Here is a 19,654-nt window from a genome sequence, read left to right as displayed (position 1 = left end):
ATGGAGCCGCAAGGAGTTGACGCATGGCTCATGTCAGAAAGACGACACAATCCCGCAAAACAGCCGCGCGCAGGTCGACGAGCGCCAAGCGCGGCACCGTGCGGACGAGCGCGAAGCGCGCTGCGCCGAAGCGCTGGTCGCAGCGCGTGACGAAGCAGAGCGACGCGCTCGACCTGAAGCGCGGCGTGTTCAAGCTGACCAGCCCGAAGAAGATCGCGACGTCGCTGAAGCGATCGGCCGAGCACAGCTCACGCCGCAAGACCGGCGCCTATCGCTCGGCGCTGTCGATGCTGACCTTCTACATCAACCGCGCCGGCAAGACCTTGCCAAAGACGCAGCGCACGCGATTGGAGAAGGCGAAGCTGGAGCTGAAGCGAGCGTTCGGGAGGGAGTGAGATTTGTAGGGTGGGTCAGGCGAAGCCGTAACCCACCACTCGGCTCCCAGCCGTGACATCAAGGTGGTGGATTACGCTTCGCTAATCCACCTACGCGTTCTTTCCGCGGTCCGCTACGCCGCCCTGATATTGCCCATGAAGCGATCGAGCTCGGCGCGCAGGCGGGTGCTTTCGGATGACAGCGTCTTGGCCGAGTGCAGCACCTCCTCGGAAGCCGAGCCGGTCTCGGCGGCGCCGCGGTTGACCTCGCCGATGTCGGTGGCCGCGGTCTGGGTGCCCTGCGCGACGGTCTGGACGCTGCGGGCGATCTCCTGCGTCGCCGCGCCCTGCTGCTCGACGGCGCTCGCGATCGAGGTCGAGATCGACGAGATCTGGCCGATGGTCGCACCGATCTCCTTGATCGCGGCAACCGATTCGGCCGTGGCGCCCTGCATGCCGGTGATATGCGAGGAGATCTCGTCCGTCGCCTTCGCGGTCTGGCTCGCCAATGACTTCACTTCGCTGGCGACCACGGCAAAGCCGCGGCCGGCTTCACCGGCGCGTGCCGCCTCGATGGTGGCATTGAGCGCCAGAAGATTGGTCTGCTCGGCAATCGCCGTGATCAGCTTGACGACTTCGCCGATCTGCTGGGCGGCGTGCGAGAGCTTGCCGATGCGACCGTCAGTCTCCTTGGCCTGCACCACGGCAGCTTCCGCAATCCGGCTGGAGTCGCGGACCTGACGGCCGATCTCCTCGACCGAGGCCGAGAGCTCTTCCGTCGCGGTGGCGACCGACTGCATGTTGGAGGAGGCCTGCTCGGACACGCCGGCGACCTGGCTCGACAGGCTCTGGGTGGTCTCGGCAGTGCGGGTCAGCGTGGACGCCGCCGATTCCAGCTGCACGGCCGAGGCCGACACGTTGGAGACGATGGCGCCGACCGCGCTTTCGAAATCATCGGCGAAGCGGATCAGCTCGGAGCGGCGGCTAGCGGCCTGCTCCCTGTTCTGGGCTTCGCTGGCGGCGGCATCGCGCTCGGCTTTTGCCACGGCCTGGACCTTGAACTCCTCGACCGCGCCCGCCATCTCGCCGATCTCGTCCTTGCGGCCGAGACCGGGCAGCACCACGTCGAAATTGCCCGAGGCCAGCTCGCGCATCGCCTTGCACATCGCGATCATCGGACGCGAGATGCCGTTGCCGAGCCACAGGGCCAGCACGGCACCGATGGCAAGGCCGCCGAGCGCCATCATCAGCATCAGCTGCTCGGTCTCCCCGATCGTCGCGTTGGCGCTCGCCTCGATGCGCTGCTGATCGGCGGTCAGGTCCGAACGCAGCTCGGCCGAGAGCTTGAGGATGGTCGCCGCAGTCTTGGTCATCTCACCGTTCGACTTGACGATGATCTTCACATTCTCGGTCAGCTTCGCGAACGAGGTGCGGTACTGCTTCAGCAGATTTCCGATCTCGGTGACGCGGTCGGTGATCTTCTGGTCGCTGGCATAGATCGAGACCAGCAGGGTCTCCAGGAATTTGATGCGGGCGATCACGCCGTCGGCGGTCTTCGGCTCCGGCTTGGCCACGAAGGCGCCGACCGAAGTGGAGACCGCCAGATATTGCGAGGTGATGTCCTTGGCCGTGGTCTGTACCGATGCCAGCCCCGCCAGCGCGGCAGTATCGGCGAGGTCGTCGAACTTGAAGCGGATCTTGTTGCCGACGCTGTTGAGCTCATCGGCCGCGATCTTGTTGTTCTCGCGCGTCAGGACGATGATCTCTCCGAACACCTTCGTGAAGCGCTGAAACTCGGCCTCCAGCTTGCCGACCTGCTCGCGGCGGGCGGCGCCTGTCGTGGCGGACATCGACTTGGCGATCGCGCTCTTCAGATTGTCTTCGGCAGCCTTGGCTGCGGTCTCGTCGTCCACCGCGCCCGTCAGGGTATAGGCCCGGGCCAGTCCCTGATAGGCGATCAGCTCACGATCGACCGTCCGCGCGAGGTCGGCTTCCGATACGCTGGTGCGGTAGGAAGCCACGGCGGCCTGGATCCGCTCGAAGCCGAAATAGGCGAAAGCCATGCTGACGGCGAGGATGGCTAGCACCGCCACGAAGCCGAGGATGATTTTTGCGCGAAAGCGCAAGGTTGGCAGCTTCGATTGGTTCGACTTCGACTTGGACTTGACCGACATTCCCCCACCCCATTCCATTCGCGGAAAACCAGGCGCAGCCCGGAAGCAGCCCGCTTCCTGACTCGCCCGCACGGTAATCGGCAAAGGATAAGCTGTGGTAAATTTGTGGCGCCGCAACTCGCGGTTAGGTGACGCGGGGAAGATGCGTACTCCGCTGTCGTCCCCGACAAGCGAAGCGCAGATCGGGGACCTCCGCGCTTGCGCTCGTCGCCATAGCCACAGTGGTTTGGCGAAGACTCGGAGTTACGGGTCTTGCGTCCCAACTTCTCCCTGGGGTTATGGGTCCCTGCGTTCGCAGAGACGACAGCGGAGAGCTGGCGATAGCGGAGCGTCTAACGCTCAGCGAGCCTTACGCCGCCCGAATATTGGCCATGAACCGATCGAGCTCGGCGCGCAGGCGGGTGCTTTCGGATGACAGCGTCTTGGCCGAATGAAGCACTTCCTCCGAGGCCGAACCGGTCTCGGCGGCGCCGCGGTTGACCTCGCCGATGTCGGTGGCCGCGGTCTGGGTGCCCTGCGCGACGGTCTGGACGCTGCGCGCGATTTCCTGCGTCGCCGCGCCCTGCTGCTCGACCGCGCTCGCGATCGACGTCGAGATCGACGAGATCTGGCCGATGGTCGCACCGATCTCCTTGATCGCGGCAACCGATTCGGCCGTGGCGCCCTGCATGCCCGTGATGTGCGAGGAGATCTCGTCCGTCGCCTTCGCGGTCTGGCTCGCCAATGACTTCACTTCGCTGGCGACCACGGCAAAGCCGCGGCCGGCTTCACCGGCGCGTGCCGCCTCGATGGTGGCATTGAGCGCCAGAAGATTGGTCTGCTCGGCAATCGCGGTGATCAGCTTGACGACTTCGCCGATCTGCTGGGCGGCATGCGACAGCTTGCCGATGCGACCGTCAGTCTCCTTGGCCTGCACCACGGCAGCTTCCGCAATCCGGCTGGAATCGCGGACCTGACGGCCGATCTCCTCGACCGAGGCCGAGAGCTCTTCCGTCGCGGTGGCGACCGACTGCATGTTGGAGGATGCCTGCTCGGACACGCCGGCGACCTGGCTCGACAGGCTCTGGGTGGTCTCGGCAGTGCGGGTCAGCGTGGACGCCGCCGATTCCAGCTGCACGGCCGAGGCCGACACGTTGGAGACGATGGCACCGACCGCGCTCTCGAAATCATCGGCAAAGCGGATCAGCTCGGAGCGGCGGGCAGCGCTCGCCTCCCTGTTCTGGGCTTCGCTGGCGGCGGCATCGCGCTCGGCTTTTGCCACGGCCTGGACCTTGAACTCCTCGACCGCGCCGGCCATCTCGCCGATCTCGTCCTTGCGGCCGAGACCGGGCAGCACCACGTCGAAATTGCCAGAGGCGAGCTCACGCATCGCCTTGCACATCGCGATCATCGGACGCGAGATGCCGGTGCCGAGCAGGAAGGCGAGGACCGCCCCAAGCAGCGTACCGCCAATGGCCAGCATCAGCACCAATTGCTCGGTCTGCCCGATTGTCGCTTCCGACTCCGTGTCCAACCGCTGCTGTTCGGCGACGAGGTCCGCCTTCATGGCGGTCGCGCCTTGCTGGATCGCACCAGCCGAGCCGCTCATCTCGGTGACGAGTTCGTCGACCATCTTGGCGTTGGCGATCAGCTTCTCCAACGCCTCGCGATAGGCGCCGAGGATGGTCTTGGCCTCCTTCAGGCCGGCGACGATCTTATCGTCCATGGAATAGACCGCGCCGAGCGAGTTCTCGACGAATTTCAGCCGCGCCAGCGCGCTGGTCGCGATGGCCTGATCGGACGTCAGCACGAAATTGGTGGCTGCAGCACTCGCGGTTTGGAACTGAGCGTTGACCTGCTTGGTGCCGAACTCGATCGCCTGCGCCTCGGAATCGGAAGCGTTGTTGCCGACGTCGTCGAGCTTGTACTTCAGGAGATTGGCTTGGCGCTGCAGCTGGTTCTGCACCAGCAACGTGCTGTCACGCTTGGCCTGCAGAACCTTGCCGAAGGTTGCGGAGAAATTCGCGAACTCCTTGGCGAGCTTGTCGAGACTCTCCTTCCGTGCCGGGGTCTTGGCGCTCTTGACGGCCTGGTCGATGGCATTCTTCAGGCTGGCCTCGGCCTCGAGCGCCGACTTGGCGTCATCTTCCTTGCCGGTCACGACGAAATATTTGACGGCCGAACGGTAGCCGAGCAGCTCGCGGTCGATGTTGCGGGCGAGGTCCGCCTCCGACACGCTGCTACGGTAGGACCCGACCCCGGCGGAGACTCGCTCGAAGCCGAAATAGGAGAAGGCCATGCTGCCGGCGGAGATCGCCAGCACGACCGCAAAGCCCAGGATGATCTTGGCGCGGAACCTCAGGGTGGGAAATATTGTGCGCTTTGACGGCGACGCGATACGCCCGGACATTCCCACCCCCATTATTCCAAACAGCCGCGATCCGAAGGCGCCCCGCCTCCCCGACCGCATGCGCAAAACTAAGGCAGAATCGTCAAGGGGCGGTAAATTCCTCCGGCCCGCAATCCCGGGCTGCGCAAGCACCAGACCGGCAACTTCCAGTCCGGGTCGGAGACCGCGCGACGTGTTGCGGGTAGACTGGAAAAGCCCTAGTGTTTTCGGCACTTGGCGGCAGATCTTGGCGACAGACCAAGCCGGTCCTTGAGGAGAGAAACGAAGTGGGGCAGGCCGATCTTCGGTTTGGCGGTTCGTCCGGCGTTGCGGTCGCGAAATCGAAAGCTCCGACCGTGGACGAGGCCGTTGCCGAGCTGGTCGCCCAGCTTCCGTCGGACGAGCTGGCCCTGGTCCTGGTCTTCCTCTCCCCCTGCTACGATCCTCATCGGTTCATCGCCGAGATCACGCGACACTTTGCGGACACGCCGGTCTGCGGCTGCACGACGGCCGGCGAGCTGGCGCCGGACGGCTGGGACGAGAACAGCGTTGTCGCGATGACGTTCAGCCAGGCCGACTTCAACGCCGTGGTCCGGCCGATCCTGAATCTCGCCAATTTCCGCGTCGAGGACGGCCGCCGGATCGGCAGCGAGCTTCGCCACGAGTTGCTGCGGACGACCTCGGAGGTCAGTGGCGGCAACCCGTTCGGCCTGGTGCTGATCGACGGCATGTGCCGCCGCGAAGAGGCTGTGATGTCCGCCCTCTATGCCTCGCTCGACAATATCCCGATCGTCGGCGGGTCGGCCGGCGACGGCCTGCGCTTCGAAAGGACCTGGGTGTTCTTCGACGGCAGGGCCCACACCGACGCGGCTCTCCTCATTCTCCTCAACACGTCGCTGCCGTTCCGCGTGTTCAAATGCGACAATTTCGAGCCCACCACACAGAAGATGGTGGTCACCGAGGCCGATATCGAGCAGCGCGTCGTCAAGGAATTGAACGCCGAGCCTGCCGCCGCGGAATATTCCCGCGCCGTCGGAATCATCGACGCCAAGCTCGACCCGTTCTCCTTCGCGTCCCATCCGGTGCTGGTCCGGGTCGGCGGGTCCTATTATGCGCGGTCGATCCAGCGCGTCGATCCCGACGGCTCGCTGCGCTTCTTCTGCGCGATCGATGAGGGCATGGTACTGACGACGGCAACCTCGTGCAGCCTGGTCGGAGCCACCCGCGACGCCTTCGCGGAAACCCGTGACCAGATCGGTGACGTCTCTCTCTATATTGGCTTCGAGTGCCTGCTACGCCGGCTGGATGCCGAGCAGCACCAGCTCTCACGCGAAATGTCCGAGCTGTACCGGCAGAACCGCGTCGTCGGATTCCATACCTACGGCGAACAGTTCGGCTCGATGCACGTGAACCAGACCTTCACCGGCGTCGCCATCGGCAGGCGGCCGACGTAACGGAGCCGATGTGGCAGAGACCTGGCAGGATGCCGAAACGATCGAGCAGCTCCGGCGGGAGTCCGTCAAGCTGAAGAAGATCAACGCGGCGCTGATGTCCCGCGTCGAGCGGTCGATGGATCAGCAGCTCAATGCGTTCTCGCTGTTCGAAACCGCAATTTCGCTCGACCATCAGATTCGCGACCGGACCCATCAGTTGCGGGATGCTCTGCGTTCGGTCGAACGGGCCAATGAAGGCCTGTACCGCGCCAAGCAGCAGGCGGAGGCTGCAAGCTCGCTGAAATCATCCGTGCTGATTTCGGTCACCCACGATCTCCTCCAGCCGCTGAACGCGGCGCGCCTGACCCTGTCGGCACTCACCGAGATGATGGAGTCGCAGGAAGCGGGCCTGCTCATCGACCAAGTCGACCGGTCCCTGGTCACGCTGGAAGACCTGCTGCGCTCGCTTCTGGAGATCGCGAAGCTCGATGCGGGCGCGCTCCGGCCCGACGTGCGGCCGATCGCGCTTAAGCCGCTGCTCGACCAGCTCCGCGACGAGTTCGAGCCGATCGCCTGGAGGCAGGGACTGTCCCTGCGCATCCGCACCTCGCCGCTTGCGGTCCTGTCCGACCCGCTGATGCTCCGGAGGATCCTGCAAAACCTTCTCGCGAATGCGATCCGCTATACCCGCAGCGGCGGCGTCATCCTGGGATGCAGGCGGCGTGGCGATCGCATCGCGATCCAGGTCTCCGATACCGGACCCGGAATTGCGCAAGCGCAGCAGGAGGCGATCTTCCGGGAGTTCCAGCGCGGCGATGCGAGCGCGACCGACCAGGCCGGCTTCGGTCTCGGACTTTCGATCGTGCGCCGCTTCGCGACGGCGCTCGGGCACGAGGTGCGGCTGTCGTCGCATGTCGGCCGGGGATCGACCTTTGTGCTCGACCTGGAGCCGGCCGATCGCGCCGATGTCAGCGACGATCTCCAGGAAATGAAGCCCGCCGATCTGCACTATGGCGCTCTGGGAGGGGCCAAGATCCTGCTCATCGAGAACGACGCCTCGGGCGCGGAGGCGCTGGCCGCCTTGCTGGAGGGATGGGGCTGCGATGTCGCGACCACGAGATCCGCCGCGGACGCCGCCCAGCGTTTGAGTGAGCTAGGCGGCTCGCCGGACGCCATCATCGCCGATCTCCATCTCGATCACGGCGAAAGCGGATTGTCGGCCGTCGAGGAAATCCGGCGCCAGTTGAACTCGGACGTGCCGGCGATGATCATCACCGCGGATTATTCCGAAAAGGCTGCGGCGGAAGCCAGCCGCTATGGGCTGGAAGTGCTGAAGAAGCCGATCAGGCCGGCGGAAATGCGCGCACTGCTGTCGTTCCTGCTGAGCTAGTTCATCACCCCGCGCCGCATCGACGGTGATAGAGGCTGCATCATGCGGGCGGATCGGTCCGGGCGCGGTCGCGCTTCGCGGCAGCTCCGGAGCCCGCCAGCGTGGCAAAATCGATCTTCGACATTTCGACGATCGCCTTGGTGCGGCTCAGCACGTTCAGCTTGCGCAGGATATCCGAGACGTGAACCTTCACGGTGGTCTCGGAGATCTTCAGCTCAAAGGCGATCTGCTTGTTCTGCAGGCCGCGCTTGAGCATTTCAAGGACGCGCAATTGCTGCGGCGTCAGATCGTGAAGGCGCTTCAGGAGATCCTGGGCCGCGATCGGCGAGCGCTGCGGGCGGGCCAGCGCGCGAAAAGCGGCCGGCAGACACACCGCGCCGCGCACGACTTCGCTGATCGAATGCGCCAGCTCCTGCTTGGACGAGGATTTGAGGATGTAGCCGGATACGCCGAGCGACAACGCGCCCGAGATGATCTGCGCGTCCTGGTGCCCCGACACGATGACGACGGGAATGCGGGGAAACGCCTTGCGGATGCGGATGATGCCGGACAGTCCGGTCGTCCCGGGTATCGACAGGTCGAGGAGAATGAGGTCGACATCGGGTCTCGACGCCAACAATTCGAGCGCACCGTCGATCGAGGTGGCCTGAAGCATATCGGCATCCGGCGTCGCCATTTGCAGCGCCCCCTCGAGCGCCTCGCGAAACAGCGGATGATCCTCGACAATCAGAAATCGCATCAGATTTGGGCCGTTCCCAGCTCGTCACCGAAGTCAGCGATCAGAGCGGCGAGCATGCCGTCGCCGGAGCAATCCGGCTTGATCCAGATCAAGTCGGACCAGCAGCTCATTGCGGCCTCCCGCGATCGGTCCTTAGCTGGGGCCGCTGCCGCGGATCCGGCAGATCGACCTTGCCGATCTCGACGATCGCCTTGTTGCGGCTGAACAGTCCGAGCTTGCGCAGGATCTCGGTGATGTGCGCCTTCACGGTCGATTCGGCGAGTTGAAGCTCCTGCGCGATCTGCCGATTCGGATAGCCGCGACGAAGCAGATCGAGCACGCGAAGCTGCTGCGGCGTCAGTTCGCGGAGCTTGACCTTGAGTGCCTTGCTGCTGTCGGCCCGCTTCCGCTGCGGCTCCGCCACGAAATCCTTCGGCACGGACACCGATCCGCCGAGCACGCCTTCGATCGATTGCGCGAGCTCGCGCTTGGACGTGGATTTTGGCAGATAGCCGGCAGCACCCAGCGCCAGCGCCTCGCGGACCACATGCTGATCCTCCTCGCTCGAGACGATGGCGACCGGCAGGCGCGGATAGGTCTCGCGCAGCCTGAGAAAGCCGGAGAAGCCGGTTGCGTCGGGAAGCGAGAGATCGAGCAGCGCCAGGTCGATCCCGCGTTCGACCGAAAGCACCCGCAAGGCGTCCTCGATCGACATCGCTTCCAGAATGCGGGCCTCCGGCAGCGCCAACCGCACGGCATTGCCGAGCGCCTCGCGAAACAGCGGATGATCATCGATGATCAGGAAGCTGGTCATGGCACCTTCCCCGGGGTCCATCGCGCGGGCGCATCCATCGGACGTTGGTGCCGATGGATGCGAAACGGACCCTAGAACATCTCCCCGATGCCCTCCGGTCAAGACCATTCAGTCGTTCGATTCGACCTGAACCGTCAGCAGAAAGGCGTAGATGTTGTCGAACTGGCTGTCGGTGAAGACCTCTTTCCAGGACGGCATGCCCTTGGCCGGACGCCCCTCATGCACCGTGGTCAAGAATTTCTCTCGCATCTCGTCGCCGTAGCGGTGACGCAGCAGCCTCAGATCGATCTTCCGCTCGCTCTGGATCGCGTCGGGACCATGGCAATGCGCACAGGTACCGTTGAAGATCTCCTTGCCCTGACCGACAGCTTCGGCATTTGACGCCAGCGCGTCGCCCTTGGTCTCGGTCGCGACGACGTTAGCCACTAGCGCCACGCCGGTCCCGGCGCCGGTCGTGGTTCCCGCCGGTGTCTGCACGGCGCTGAGGCGGAGAGGCTGACCGGTCGGCAGGCCATACTTCACCTTGAGATCGGCGATGGTCCGCTCGAGGTCCGGCAAGACCGCATCGATCTGGTCGCGCAGCTCTGTCGAGGCCTTCGCGAAGCCGATCGCCGCGTCCCACGACAAACCTTCGCCTTCGGTGAGCTGAACGCGATAGCGATCCTGGTAGACGGTCTTGTTCAGCCAGCCGGCCACGGGTCCCCAGATAAAGGCGACGTCGGCCTTGCCCCGATCCAGCGCCTGCATGCCTTCCTCGGGCGACAGCACCGTCACCTTCTGGATGTCGTCACGCATCGCCAGAAGGTTTTGCGGCGTGCTGGCGAACTGCACGGCGACCCGTTTGCCCCGGAGATCGTCGATCCCTGAGATCGTCCGGTCCTTTGCGGTCACGAGGGCATAGCCTTCACGCGCAACCGTGCTCGAGAAGATCACGGCCGGCCCCATGAAATCCTCGGAGCGCGGCAGGCCGATCATGGCGTCGCATTGCTTGCCGAGCAGTGTGACGCGGACAGTGCGCTTGCCGAAATACGATTTGTACCAGTCGTAGGCGATCGGCCGCCCGAGCGCCCGCGCCAGCGCCTGCCCGATCTCGACATAGAGGCCGGGTTGCGAGGGGCTGTTGCTCGAGAACGGAAGATTGGTCGGATCGGCACAGAGCCGGAACGGCTGCACTTCGTTCGCGCGGCTCGGGGCGGCTGGCACGATGAGCGCGGAGCCGGCAACACATGCGAGCAAAGCTGCGATGGCGCGACGTCTGCTGTGGCCAAGGCCAGAACGATTTGGACGCATCCTCACCTCCCGTGGTTGGGCATCGTTGGCGTGACGTTGGGACAAGGGCTGGCCTCGGCCGCAACGACGCGATCACATTTTGGGAAAAGAGCGCGTGTATCCCGTCACCCGGGATACACGCGCCAGTGGTCACTGGACGGAGAACACGAAGAGCGAGCCGCCCTCGGGAGCTGCAGCCGTCATCTTCTTGCCAACCTCGCCCAGGAACGCGGGCAGCGCTGCCGTGCGGCCGACGACGATGGCGACGTATTGCTTGCCGTCGACCATGTAGGTCACAGGGCCCGCGCCGATGCCGGAGCCGAGATTCTTGCTCCAGAGCATTTTGCCGGATTTCGCATCGATGGCACGGAAATCGCCATGGATGTTGCCGGCGAACACCAGGCCGCCGCCAGTGGTCAGCGTCCCGCCATTGAAGGGCAGGTCTTCCTTGATGGACCAGACCTTCTTCTGGTTGACGGGATCCCAGGCCACGAGCTCGCCGAGGAAGCCACCGGGGCCTTCCTTGGTCGGGAATTCGGCTCCGAGATAGAACACGCCGCGCTTGTAGGCGACGTCGCTGACCGACCAATCCATGCAGACATTGTTGGAGGGAATGTAGACGAGACCGGTCTGCGGGTTGAACGACATCGGCTGCCAGTTCTTGCCGCCGATCAAATTGGGGCAGATGTCCTTGGCGGGATGGCCGGGGCCCGGACGCTTGTCGGGATCCTCGACCGCGCGCATGGTGGCGAGATCGAATTTCTGCGCCCAGTTCGAGAAGACATACTTCTCCGCCGAGAGAACCTTGCCGGTCTCGCGGTTGGCCACGAAGAAGAACCCGTTGCGATCCGCCTTCATCAGCGCCGGAACGTTGCTGCCGCCGATGTTGAGGTCGGCGAGCACGGCCTCATTCACGCCGTCATAATCCCAGGCGTCGGCGGGTGTGGTCTGGATATGCCATTTGATCTTGCCGGTGTTCGGGTCGAGCGCCAGCGTCGAGGCCGTGTAGAGATTGGTCAGCTTGCCGAAATCGCCGTTGCCGGTCGAGCGCACGGCAGTGTTCCACGGCCCGGGATTGCTGGTGCCCCAATACACGGTATCGGTCTTGGGATCATAAGAGCCGACCAGCCAGGCCGCGCCGCCGCCATGCTGCGCGGAATCGCCCTTCCAGGTATCGCCGCCGGGCTCCTCCGGCGTCGGAACGGTGTAGGTCTGCCAGGCGAGCTTGCCGGTGTTGATGTCGAAGGCCTGAAGCGCGCCGCGCACGCCGTACTCGCCACCGCCGAAGCCGGTGATGACCTTGTCGCGCACGACCAGCGGCGGCGAGGTGATGACCGAGCCCTGTTTGTAATCGACCACCTTCGCCGTCCACAGCGCCTTGCCCGTCGCGGCGTCGAGCGCGGTCAACTTGCCGTCGAGCCGGCCGACGAAGATCTTGCCGTCGGCGTAGGAGACGCCGCGATTGTTCACGTCGCAGCAGGCGTATTGCAGCACGTCGTCCGGAATCTCCGGCTCGTAGGTCCACTTTCGCGCGCCGGTCGCAGCGTCGAGCGCATAGACGTATTTCGGTCCCCATGATGTCGAGACGTACAACGTGTTGCCGATGACGATCGGCGAGGATTCGTTCGAGCGCAGCGATGCAAGCGAGAACGAATAGGCAAGCGACAGCTTGCCGGCGTTCTCGGCGTTGATCTGGTTGAGCGGGCTGAAACGCGTGTTGGCGTAGTCGTGGCCCGCCACCGCCCATTGATTGGAATCGGATTGCGCTTTGAGCAGTGAATCGTTGGCGCGAACGCCAACCGTGCCGGCGCCCAGCATCGCGATCATCGAAATGCCGGCCAAGAAGCCCCTCGTTCCAAAGGTCATTTATTCCCTCCGTGATGTTGCTTTGCGCGCCACGTTGAGCGCCGATGCGCTTTTGCGCTTTTCGATACGCAGTTCGACTGCGAACCATCACGGAAATTACAGCATCGCCTTTTCGCGCTTAGTATAGGCGGAAGGTAGTAGTGCAAATCGTTGTCAGGCTTGGCCGCTCATCTCGTTGTCGGCACTCGTTTCTTGTCGCTTGTTGGCAGCTCCAAACCAGCGATCGGATTGCGGCAACATCGTGTGGCCATCCGCGCGTTCCGTCGAAAGTCGGCATCAGCGACGACCGCAAATCACGACGACGGCTCAACCGCGGCGAGGGCTGCTGAGCGGTTACAATATCCGTCAATGTCGCTGTATCGTTGCAGCTCGCTTTGACCGGCCCGCATTCAGGCACGAGGGTGATGCTCGGTCGGCGAAACCATCTCGAAAGATTGGTTGTCTTCTTCGCGTCCATCGATCGCCAGGGATCAGGGCGGACTTGGGCAGGCCGCCTCCCGGCAGGCCCGCCAAGCCGGCCCGGCTCGTCATGGCGGATCAACATTCCAATAAAATCAATGGCTTATCGTGCAAGACCCTACTACCAAGATCGCGATTACAAAGTTGCCCGGCCGTGCTCCTATTTGCGGAGCGACGACAGGAGTCGTCCCAAGGGAGAGACAATCGGCGGCGCCAGGACCGACATCCACGGGGCGAGCAGCCTTCGCGCGATGGCAGAGCAGGACGCCGCGGAAGACGCGAGAGACCATCTCCTTGCAAGTTTCAGACAGGTCGCGCCATGCACTGGCGGCGACACGGATCGGTGTTGTCTGATCGCGGCGCCTCGACGACCGTTTCGTGACACCCGGCGACCCAAAATCCCAGTTGCAAAGTTTCATCGCGCTGTTTCTAATTGGAATAACTACAAACATTCTGGGAGGACGACACCGTGTCTACAGTCAAACTGACAGTGAACGGCAAGGCCGTTGCTGTCGACGTCGAGGACCGCACGCTGCTGGTCCAACTGCTGCGCGATCATCTCAATCTCACGGGGACCCATGTCGGCTGCGACACCAGCCAGTGCGGCGCCTGTGTCGTGCACATGGACGGCCGAGCGGTGAAATCCTGCACCATGCTGGCGGGCCAGGCCGACGGCGCCAGCATCACCACCATCGAAGGCATCGCCAAGGGCGACGAGCTGCACCCGATGCAGGCCGCCTTCCGCGACAATCACGGCCTGCAATGCGGCTATTGCACGCCGGGCATGATCATGTCGGCGATCGACATCGTGCACCGCCATGGTGGCCAGCTCGACGAAGCCACCGTCCGCACCGAGCTCGAAGGCAATATCTGCCGCTGCACCGGCTACCACAACATCGTCAAAGCCGTGCTGGATGCAGCCGGGCGCATGAAGGTCTCGCAGGCGGCCGAGTAAAGCGGCGCGCCTCGAAAAGAACCACGGCTGCAGCTTTCGAGGGAAAGCGCGGTCAAAGAAATTTCCGGTCGGGAGGACCAGACATGGGTGTTGAAGGCATCGGCGCGCGAGTCGTGCGCAAGGAAGACAAGCGTTTCATCACCGGCAAGGGCCGGTACGTGGACGACATCAAATTGGTGGGCATGACCCATGCCCATTTCATCCGCAGCCCGCACGCCCACGCCAAGGTGAAGGGGATCGATTCCTCCGCCGCGCTGAAGATGCCGGGCGTGGTCGCCGTGCTCACGGGCCGAGAGATTGTCGACGACAAGGTCGGCAATCTCATTTGCGGCTGGGCCATCACCTCCAAGGACGGCAGCCCGATGAAGATGGGCGCATGGCCGGCGATGGCGCCGGAGACGGTGCGCTTCGTCGGGCAGGCCGTCGCGGTCGTGATCGCCGAAAGCAAGAATCTCGCGCGCGATGCGGCCGAAGCCGTCGTCGTCGATTACGAGGAACTTCCCGCAGTCGCCGACGTCCAGGCCGCGATCAAGTCTGGCGCACCGCAGCTTCACCCCGAAGCTCCCGGCAACCAGGTCTATGACTGGGTGATCGGCGACGAGGGCGCCACCGATGCCGCCTTCGCCAAGGCCGCCAATGTGGTCAAGCTCGACGTCACCAACAACCGCCTCGCCCCGAACGCGATGGAGCCGCGCGCGGCGATCGCCGATTACGACGCGGCGGAAGAGCATTTCACGCTCTATACGACCTCGCAGAACCCGCACGTCGCCCGCCTCGTGCTCTCGGCGTTCTACAACATCGCCCCCGAGCATAAGCTGCGCGTGATCGCCCCTGATGTCGGCGGCGGCTTCGGCTCCAAGATCTTCATCTATCCCGAAGAGATGGTGGCGCTGTGGGCCTCCAAGAAGGTCGGCCGTCCCGTGAAATGGACCGGCGACCGCACCGAGGCCTTCCTCACCGACGCGCACGGCCGCGACCATGTGACCCATGCCGAGATGGCGTTCGACGCCAACAACAAGATCACCGGCTTCAAGGTGAAGACCTACGCCAATTTCGGCGCCTACATGTCGCTGTTCTCGTCCTCGGTGCCGACCTATCTCTACGCGACGCTGCTGTCGGGCCAGTACAACATCCCGGCGATCCATGCCGAGGTGATCGGGGTCTACACCAACACCACGCCGGTCGACGCCTATCGCGGCGCGGGCCGCCCCGAGGCGAGCTATCTGATCGAGCGGCTGATGGAAACGGCGGCGCGGCAGCTCAAGGTCGATCCGGCCGAACTGCGCCGGACCAATTTCATCACCCAGTTCCCGCATCAGACGCCTGTGATCATGGCCTATGACACCGGCGACTTTAACGCCTCGCTCGATGCCGCGATGAAGGCGATCGACTATGCCGGCTTCGCCGCGCGCAAGGCGCAAGCCAAGTCGCAAGGCAAGCTGCGCGGCATCGGCGTGTCCTGCTACATCGAGGCCTGCGGCATTGCGCCGTCGAAGGCGGTCGGCAGCCTGGGCGCCGGCGTCGGCCTGTGGGAATCGGCCGAGGTGCGCGTCAACCCGGTCGGCACCATCGAGATCCTGACGGGATCGCACAGCCACGGCCAGGGCCACGAGACCACGTTCTGCCAGCTCGTCGCCGATCGCCTCGGCGTTCCCATCAGCCAGGTCTCGATCGTCCATGGCGACACCGACAAGGTGCAGTTCGGCATGGGCACCTACGGCTCGCGCTCGGCGGCCGTCGGCCTCACCGCGATCCTGAAGGCCATGGAGAAGATGGAATCGAAGGCCAAGAAGATTGCGGCCCATGCGCTGGAAGCTTCCGAGGCCGACATCGTCATCGAGAACGGCGAGTTCAAGGTGACCGGCACCGACAAGGCGATTGCCCTGCCGATGGTCGCGCTCGCGGCCTACACCGCGCACAATCTGCCTGACGGGATGGAGCCGGGTCTGAAGGAGAGCGCCTTCTACGATCCGACCAACTTCACCTTCCCGGCCGGCACCTATATCTGCGAGCTCGAGGTCGATCCCGGCACCGGCAAGACGTCCTTCGTCAACTTCGTCGCGGCCGACGATTTCGGCCGGCTGATCAACCCGATGATCGTCGAGGGCCAGGTCCATGGCGGCCTTGTTCAAGGCATCGGGCAGGCGCTGCTCGAGCACGCGATCTACGATGCCAACGGCCAGCCGGTCACGGCCTCGTTCATGGACTACGCCATGCCGCGCGCCGACGATGTGCCCTCCTTCAACCTCTCCCACACCACGACCCTTTGCCCGGGCAATCCCCTGGGCATCAAGGGCTGCGGTGAGGCCGGCGCGATCGGCGCCTCTGCGGCCGTGATCAACGCGATCACGGATGCGATCGGCAAGAACAATCTGGAAATGCCCGCAACCCCTGATCGGGTGTGGCGCACGATCAACGCGGCTTAAGAGGGAGGAACGAAGATGTACCAGACCACCTATCATCGCGCTTCCTCGGTCGACGAGGCTGCAAGCCTGTTCGCCAAGGGCAGCGAGTCCAAGTTCCTTGCCGGCGGCCAGACGCTGCTGCCTGTGATGAAGCAGCGCCTCGCAAGCCCGTCCGACGTGATCGACCTCGGCAAGATCAAGGAGCTGCAGGGCGTCGAATTGTCGGGCGACACGCTGACCATCAAGGCCGCCACGATCTATTACGACATCATGACCAATGCCGATGTGAAGAAGGCGATTCCTGCGATCGCCTATCTCACCTCGGTGCTCGGCGACCCCGCCGTGCGTTACCGCGGTACGATCGGCGGCTCGATCGCCAACAACGATCCCGCCGCGGATTTCCCCGCTGCATTGCTCGCACTCGGCGCCACCGTGAAGACCAACAAGCGGTCGATCTCGGCCGAGGACTTCTTCCAGGGCCTGTTCACCACGGCGCTCGAAGACGGCGAGATCATCACCGCCGTGTCGTTCCCGGTGCCGGCGAAAGCAGGCTACGAGAAGATGCGGCATCCGGCCTCGCGCTTTGCGCTGACCGGCGTGTTCGTCGCGCAGACCAAATCGGGCGAGGTTCGCGTCGCCGCGACTGGTGCCTCGCAATCCGGTGTGATGCGGGTGCCCGCGATTGAAGCCGCGCTGAAGGCGAACTGGTCGCCGTCGGCGATCGATGGCGTCAGCATTTCGGCGAGCGGATTGCTGGCTGACATCCACGGCACTGCCGAGTACCGCGCCAACCTCATCAAGGTAATGGCGCAGCGCGCGGTGGCCGCGGCGCGCTGATAGCGCCTCGACACAAATTTTCCGCGGCGCGCACTTCGGTGCGCGCCGTTTTATTTTGGCGGTGCGGCATCAAAAGCGCTTGCCTCGCTGGCATGAAGGCGAGAAAAGTTAATCAGCCGATTAACTCGCTCCAAGAATAATGTCAGCGGCGATACCGAACCATCGGCATCCGCCCGCGACCCGAGGAAACAACAACGTGCTCGATAAATCAGCGCCCACCTCGACCGTCCGCGCCTCCGGCCCGCTCTCGGGCTTCCGCATCGTCGAATTCGCCGGCATCGGCCCTGGCCCGTTCGCCTGCATGATGCTGGCGGACATGGGCGCCGACGTCGTCACGCTCGACCGGGTCGGCGCGAAGAAGAGCATGAAGTCGGTGGCGGGACGCGGCCGCAAGGTGATCGAGCTCGACCTGAAGGACAAGGCGGCGATCGCAGAGGTGCTCGACCTGCTTGCCAGCGCCGATGCGCTGGTCGAGGGCTTTCGTCCCGGCGTGATGGAGCGGCTCGGGCTCGGGCCGGACGTCGTGCTCGCTCGCAATCCCAAACTGGTCTATGGCCGCATGACCGGCTGGGGCCAGGAAGGCCCGCTCGCCAACGCGGCCGGCCACGACATCAATTACATCTCCATCACCGGCGCGCTGGCCGCCATCGGCACGAAGGAAGCACCGGTGCCGCCGCTCAATCTGGTCGGCGATTTCGGCGGCGGCGCGCTCTATCTCGTCGTCGGCGTGCTCGCAGCCCTGCTGGAAGCGCAGCGATCCGGCAAGGGCCAGGTCGTCGATGCCGCGATGTGCGACGGGGCGGCCTCGCTGATGTCGTTCTTCTTCGACATGACGACGCTGGGCCGCTGGACCGAGGGGCGCAACCAGAACTTCCTCGACGGCGGCGCGCATTTTTACGGCGTCTATGAATGTGCCTGCGGGCACTTCGTCTCGATCGGCTCGATCGAGCCGCAGTTCTACGCGCTGCTGCGCGAGCATGCGGGCCTGACGGATGCCGATTTCGACGCGCAGATGAACCCCAAGGCCTGGCCGGCGCTGAAGGAGAAGCTGAAGGCGGTGTTCAAGAGCAAGACGCGCGAGGACTGGTGCAAGATCATGGAAGGCACCGACATCTGCTTCGCGCCGGTGCTGACCATGTCGGAAGCAACCCAGCATCCGCACATGGTCGCCCGCAACGTGTTCGTCGAGCGCCACGGCGTGAAGCAGCCCGCCCCGGCGCCGCGCTTCTCGCGGACACCGTCGGCGGTGCGTGAGCCGGAGCCGGCGGAAATCGGCGCGGTGATGCAGGCGTGGAAGAGGTAAGTCTCACCCGGACAAAGGTCGCGTAGGGTGGGCAAGGGCGCGCAGCGCCGTGCCCACGTCTTCGCATCAACTGGGCAGGACGTGGGCACGCTTCGCTTTGCCCACCCTACGGCAGTGTGCGTGAGGCTGGAACCTACGCCGCATCCACCTTCAAAACCCCGCGCCGGATCTGATCCTCCTCGATCGATTCGAACAGAGCCTTGAAATTGCCCTCGCCGAATCCGTCGTCGCCCTTGCGCTGGATGAACTCGAAGAAGATCGGGCCGATCGCGTTGGCCGAGAAGATCTGGAGCAGCACCTTGGTCTGGCCGCCCTCGACCACGCCCTCGCCTTCGATCAGGATGCCGTTCTTCTGGAGACGCGCGAGGTCCTCGCCATGCTTGGGCAGGCGCGCGTCGATCCGCTCGAAATAAGTCTCGGGCGGCGGCGGCATGAACGGCAGGCCGGCGTCACGCAGGTCTTCGATGGTGCGGTAGATGTCGCGGCAGCCGCAGGCGATGTGCTGGATGCCCTCGCCGCGATAGGTCTTCAGATATTCCTCGATCTGGCCGGAATCGCCGGCATCCTCGTTGATCGGAATCCGGATCTTGCCATCCGGGCTGGTCAGCGCGCGGGAGAACAGTCCGGAGGCGCGGCCCTCGATGTCGAAGAAGCGGATCTGGCGGAAGTTGAACAGCTTCTCGTAGAAGCCGGCCCAGACATCCATGCGGCCGCGGTGGACGTTGTGGGTGAGATGGTCGAGATAGAACAGGCCGGCGCCGGCAGGCCGCGGATCGCGTGCGCCGAGCCATTCGAACTCGGCATCATAGGCCGAACCTTTAGCACCGTAGCGGTCGACCAGATAGAGCAGGCTGCCGCCGATGCCCTTGATCGCGGGCACGTCGAGCGTCTTCTGCGCCGATGACACATCGGCAGGCTCCGCACCGAGCGAAATCGCGCGGTCATAGGCCGCCTTCGCATCGACGACGCGGAACCCCATCGAGGGCGCGCAGGGCCCGTGCGTGGCAACGAACTCGTAACCGTGGCTGCCCGGCTCCTCGTTGACGAGATAGTTGATGTCGCCCTGGCGGTAGACCGTGATCTTCTTGGTCTTGTGGCGCGCGACGGGCGCATAGCCCATCAGCTTGAACAGCGCATGCAGCTCTTCTGGATTGGGATGCGCATATTCGACGAACTCGAACCCATCGGTGCCCATCGGATTGTCGGCGCTAACAGTGGCCGGCAGTGCATCGTGCGGAAACGGTCCCATAGGCGGCTCTCCCAAATTGCTGCTGGGAGGAACTATCCTT

The 19,654-nt window shown here is 64.3% G+C and carries 14 protein-coding genes; 7 read left to right on the top strand and 7 right to left on the bottom strand.

Annotated features, from left to right (window positions below; genetic code table 11):
• The first annotated feature begins 23 nt into the window (after positions 1–23).
• Positions 24–395 (top strand): DUF3175 domain-containing protein, encoded by a 372-nt coding sequence (locus tag GGD65_RS31450; protein WP_183237800.1) that lies wholly within the window; start codon positions 24–26, stop codon positions 393–395.
• A 113-nt stretch (positions 396–508) separates the two neighbouring features.
• Here GGD65_RS31450 and GGD65_RS31445 read toward each other — a convergent pair whose 3' ends face one another.
• Entirely contained in the window at positions 509–2,548 is a 2,040-nt protein-coding gene (locus tag GGD65_RS31445; protein WP_183237799.1) for a methyl-accepting chemotaxis protein, read from the bottom strand.
• A gap of 349 nt (positions 2,549–2,897) precedes the next feature.
• Positions 2,898–4,937: a methyl-accepting chemotaxis protein gene (locus GGD65_RS31440; protein WP_183237798.1), complete on the bottom strand. Its 2,040-nt coding sequence runs from the start codon at positions 4,935–4,937 to the stop codon at positions 2,898–2,900.
• Positions 4,938–5,203: 266 nt separating this feature from the next.
• Here GGD65_RS31440 and GGD65_RS31435 point away from each other — a divergent pair, with 266 nt between their 5' ends.
• Together GGD65_RS31435 and GGD65_RS31430 are read left to right on the top strand one after the other, a co-directional pair.
• Positions 5,204–6,370 carry an FIST N-terminal domain-containing protein gene (locus GGD65_RS31435; protein ID WP_183237797.1) on the top strand — a complete coding sequence of 389 codons (1,167 nt, stop codon included), beginning with the start codon at positions 5,204–5,206 and terminating at the stop codon, positions 6,368–6,370.
• Between the two features lie 10 nt (positions 6,371–6,380).
• Positions 6,381–7,739: an ATP-binding protein gene (locus tag GGD65_RS31430; RefSeq protein WP_183237796.1), complete on the top strand. Its 1,359-nt coding sequence runs from the start codon at positions 6,381–6,383 to the stop codon at positions 7,737–7,739.
• A gap of 40 nt (positions 7,740–7,779) precedes the next feature.
• Here the strand turns inward: GGD65_RS31430 and GGD65_RS31425 are convergent, their stop codons facing one another.
• From GGD65_RS31425 to GGD65_RS31410, 4 genes are all read right to left on the bottom strand, one after another.
• Positions 7,780–8,478, bottom strand: a complete 699-nt coding sequence (locus tag GGD65_RS31425) for a response regulator transcription factor (protein ID WP_018321558.1) — start codon at positions 8,476–8,478, stop codon at positions 7,780–7,782.
• A gap of 106 nt (positions 8,479–8,584) precedes the next feature.
• Positions 8,585–9,271, bottom strand: a complete 687-nt coding sequence (locus tag GGD65_RS31420) for a response regulator transcription factor (protein WP_092261400.1) — start codon at positions 9,269–9,271, stop codon at positions 8,585–8,587.
• Between the two features lie 108 nt (positions 9,272–9,379).
• Positions 9,380–10,561, bottom strand: a complete 1,182-nt coding sequence (locus GGD65_RS31415) for a c-type cytochrome (RefSeq protein ID WP_210317401.1) — start codon at positions 10,559–10,561, stop codon at positions 9,380–9,382.
• A 129-nt stretch (positions 10,562–10,690) separates the two neighbouring features.
• Positions 10,691–12,406, bottom strand: a complete 1,716-nt coding sequence (locus GGD65_RS31410; RefSeq protein WP_063707628.1) for a PQQ-dependent methanol/ethanol family dehydrogenase — start codon at positions 12,404–12,406, stop codon at positions 10,691–10,693.
• 928 nt (positions 12,407–13,334) lie between these two features.
• Here GGD65_RS31410 and GGD65_RS31405 point away from each other — a divergent pair.
• From GGD65_RS31405 to GGD65_RS31390, 4 genes are all read left to right on the top strand, one after another.
• Positions 13,335–13,820 carry a (2Fe-2S)-binding protein gene (locus GGD65_RS31405; protein WP_018321562.1) on the top strand — a complete coding sequence of 162 codons (486 nt, stop codon included), beginning with the start codon at positions 13,335–13,337 and terminating at the stop codon, positions 13,818–13,820.
• A gap of 83 nt (positions 13,821–13,903) precedes the next feature.
• On the top strand, positions 13,904–16,246 hold the full coding sequence (locus GGD65_RS31400; RefSeq protein WP_018321563.1) for a xanthine dehydrogenase family protein molybdopterin-binding subunit: 2,343 nt from the start codon (positions 13,904–13,906) through the stop codon (positions 16,244–16,246).
• 15 nt (positions 16,247–16,261) lie between these two features.
• Positions 16,262–17,062: a xanthine dehydrogenase family protein subunit M gene (locus tag GGD65_RS31395; RefSeq protein ID WP_092261368.1), complete on the top strand. Its 801-nt coding sequence runs from the start codon at positions 16,262–16,264 to the stop codon at positions 17,060–17,062.
• Positions 17,063–17,258: 196 nt separating this feature from the next.
• Positions 17,259–18,365, top strand: a complete 1,107-nt coding sequence (locus tag GGD65_RS31390; RefSeq protein WP_179739702.1) for a CaiB/BaiF CoA-transferase family protein — start codon at positions 17,259–17,261, stop codon at positions 18,363–18,365.
• Between the two features lie 133 nt (positions 18,366–18,498).
• Here the strand turns inward: GGD65_RS31390 and hppD are convergent, their stop codons facing one another.
• Entirely contained in the window at positions 18,499–19,614 is a 1,116-nt protein-coding gene (gene hppD, locus GGD65_RS31385; RefSeq protein WP_183237795.1) for a 4-hydroxyphenylpyruvate dioxygenase, read from the bottom strand.
• Between the last annotated feature and the right edge of the window lie 40 nt (positions 19,615–19,654).

It is taken from the genome of Bradyrhizobium sp. CIR18 (assembly GCF_014198295.1).
Lineage (GTDB): Bacteria > Pseudomonadota > Alphaproteobacteria > Rhizobiales > Xanthobacteraceae > Bradyrhizobium.
The sequence above is the reverse complement of the archived record's forward strand: the minus strand, read 5'-3'. Positions and strand labels throughout refer to the sequence as shown.

Excerpts from the sequence above, each read along its gene's own strand:
- GGD65_RS31450 (WP_183237800.1), top strand. The coding sequence starts at position 24 with ATGGCTCATGTCAGAAAGACGACACAATCCCGCAAAACAGCCGCGCGC.
- GGD65_RS31445 (WP_183237799.1), bottom strand. The coding sequence starts at position 2,548 with ATGTCGGTCAAGTCCAAGTCGAAGTCGAACCAATCGAAGCTGCCAACC.
- GGD65_RS31440 (WP_183237798.1), bottom strand. The coding sequence starts at position 4,937 with ATGTCCGGGCGTATCGCGTCGCCGTCAAAGCGCACAATATTTCCCACC.
- GGD65_RS31425 (WP_018321558.1), bottom strand. The coding sequence starts at position 8,478 with ATGCGATTTCTGATTGTCGAGGATCATCCGCTGTTTCGCGAGGCGCTC.
- GGD65_RS31420 (WP_092261400.1), bottom strand. The coding sequence starts at position 9,271 with ATGACCAGCTTCCTGATCATCGATGATCATCCGCTGTTTCGCGAGGCG.
- GGD65_RS31415 (WP_210317401.1), bottom strand. The coding sequence starts at position 10,561 with ATGCGTCCAAATCGTTCTGGCCTTGGCCACAGCAGACGTCGCGCCATC.
- GGD65_RS31410 (WP_063707628.1), bottom strand. The coding sequence starts at position 12,406 with ATGACCTTTGGAACGAGGGGCTTCTTGGCCGGCATTTCGATGATCGCG.
- GGD65_RS31400 (WP_018321563.1), top strand. The coding sequence starts at position 13,904 with ATGGGTGTTGAAGGCATCGGCGCGCGAGTCGTGCGCAAGGAAGACAAG.
- GGD65_RS31395 (WP_092261368.1), top strand. The coding sequence starts at position 16,262 with ATGTACCAGACCACCTATCATCGCGCTTCCTCGGTCGACGAGGCTGCA.
- hppD (WP_183237795.1), bottom strand. The coding sequence starts at position 19,614 with ATGGGACCGTTTCCGCACGATGCACTGCCGGCCACTGTTAGCGCCGAC.